Origin of the sequence: Thermovirga sp. (assembly GCA_012523215.1) — a bacterium.
Classification (GTDB): Bacteria; Synergistota; Synergistia; order Synergistales; family Thermovirgaceae; genus 58-81.
The window spans coordinates 1-1,739 of the sequence record JAAYIZ010000127.1 but is presented as its reverse complement, the minus strand read 5'-3'; the positions used below and the strand labels follow the sequence as shown (position 1 = coordinate 1,739).

Here is a 1,739-nt window from a genome sequence, read left to right as displayed (position 1 = left end):
GAGATGTTCCGGAAGATTCTCGACGACGCCCGTGCCGGCGACAACGTTGGAGTGCTGCTGCGCGGCGTCGGCAAGGAGGACGTTGAGCGGGGCCAGGTTCTTGCGAAGCCTGGGAGCATCACGCCCCACAAGCATTTCAAGTCCGAGGTGTACGTTCTGAAGAAGGAGGAGGGCGGTCGTCACACGCCGTTTTTCAGTGGCTACAAGCCGCAGTTTTACTTCAGGACGACGGATGTGACGGGAGACATCAAGCTTCCCGAGGGTGTAGAGATGGTAATGCCTGGCGACAATGCGGCCTTCGAGGTTAAACTGATCCAGCCCATCGCCATGGACCAGGGCCTTCGTTTCGCGGTCCGCGAGGGCGGCAGGACCGTCGGCGCCGGTGTCGTCACCGAAATCCTCGGCAGCTGATTTTGGGAGGCAGTCACAGTGGCGAAGAAGATCCGGATCAAGCTCAAGGCGTTCGACCATAGGGCGCTGGACTCATCCGCGTTCCAAATAGCGGAGACGGCGCAGCGAACGGGGGCCAAGGTTTCCGGGCCTATCCCCCTTCCGACGGAAGTGAACAAGTTCACGGTCCTCAAGTCGCCGCATAAGGACAAGGACGCGAGAGAACAATTTGAAATGAGGACTCATAAGCGGCTCATCGATATCATCGACCCCACGCAGAAGACCATGGAGTCGCTTATGCAGCTGAATCTCCCCTCCGGAGTGGATATCCAGATCAAGCTTTAAGGGGAGCAATGAGCTGAAAGGAGAGAGATGGTACAAATGGGTATTCTTGGTCGCAAGCTGGGCATGACCCAGATCTTCGACGAGCAGGGCCGGTCCATTCCGGTGACGGTTGTCGAGGCAGGTCCCTGCAGCGTCGTCGCCGTCAAGAACCGTGATGTGGATGGTTACACCGCAGTGAGCCTGTCCTTCGGGGACACCAAGCCATCGAAGCTGAACAAGCCCTACAGGGGTGTCTTCGAAAAGAGGGGCCTCGAGCCCAAAAAGTGGATCCGGGAGTTCAGGGTGGACGACACCGAGGGCTATGAAGTCGGTGGTGTCGTCTCCGTAGAACTCTTCGAGACGGGCGATGTGATCGATGTGACAGGGCGAAGCAAGGGAAAGGGATTCGCCGGGGTCATAAAGCGGCATCACTTCGGCGGCGGTCCCGCCAGTCACGGCGCTTCCAAGTTCCACCGGAAGCCCGGTTCGATGGGAGCGAGCAGCTCCCCCGGTCAGATCTTCAAGGGAAAGGCAATGCCGGGAAGGATGGGCGGAGAACGGGTGACCGTCAAGAATCTGTCTGTAGCCGGCGTTGATCCGGAAAACCACCTTTTGCTCATCAGGGGCGCTGTTCCAGGACCCAGGAACGGGCTCGTGATGATTCGCAAGCGGGTTGGGGCGGCACGATAAGGAGGCAGCGGAGCTATGCCGACTGTAAAGGTAATCAATTTCAAGGGAGAATTGATCGGTGAGGAGAACCTTTCCGATTCCGTTTTCGCGGCTCCTATCCATGTGCCGGCGATGCACCAGGTCGTGGTAGCCCAGCAGGCTAATGCCAGGCAGGGGACGCACTCAACCAAGACCCGGGGTGAAGTGCGCGGCGGCGGGAGAAAACCCTGGAGGCAGAAGCATACGGGGAGGGCCAGGCACGGCAGCAGGCGATCTCCTCTTTGGGTAGGCGGTGGAGTCACCCATGGCCCCCGCCCCAGGGACTATCACCAGAAGGTCAACCGGAAGGTCAGAAG

4 protein-coding genes are annotated in these 1,739 nt (G+C 59.3%); all 4 read left to right on the top strand.

The window, feature by feature from the left end; genetic code table 11:
- Nucleotides 1-411, top strand: a 411-nt coding sequence (gene tuf, locus GX108_03575; protein NLO56123.1) for an elongation factor Tu, incomplete at its 5' end; no start/stop codon positions are given.
- Nucleotides 412-429: 18 nt separating this feature from the next.
- Entirely contained in the window at nucleotides 430-735 is a 306-nt protein-coding gene (rpsJ, locus tag GX108_03570) for a 30S ribosomal protein S10 (GenBank protein NLO56122.1), read from the top strand.
- Nucleotides 736-762: 27 nt separating this feature from the next.
- On the top strand, nucleotides 763-1,404 hold the full coding sequence (gene rplC / locus GX108_03565) for a 50S ribosomal protein L3 (protein NLO56121.1): 642 nt from the start codon (nucleotides 763-765) through the stop codon (nucleotides 1,402-1,404).
- Nucleotides 1,405-1,419: 15 nt separating this feature from the next.
- On the top strand, nucleotides 1,420-1,739 hold a 320-nt coding region (gene rplD / locus GX108_03560; GenBank protein ID NLO56120.1), incomplete at its 3' end, for a 50S ribosomal protein L4.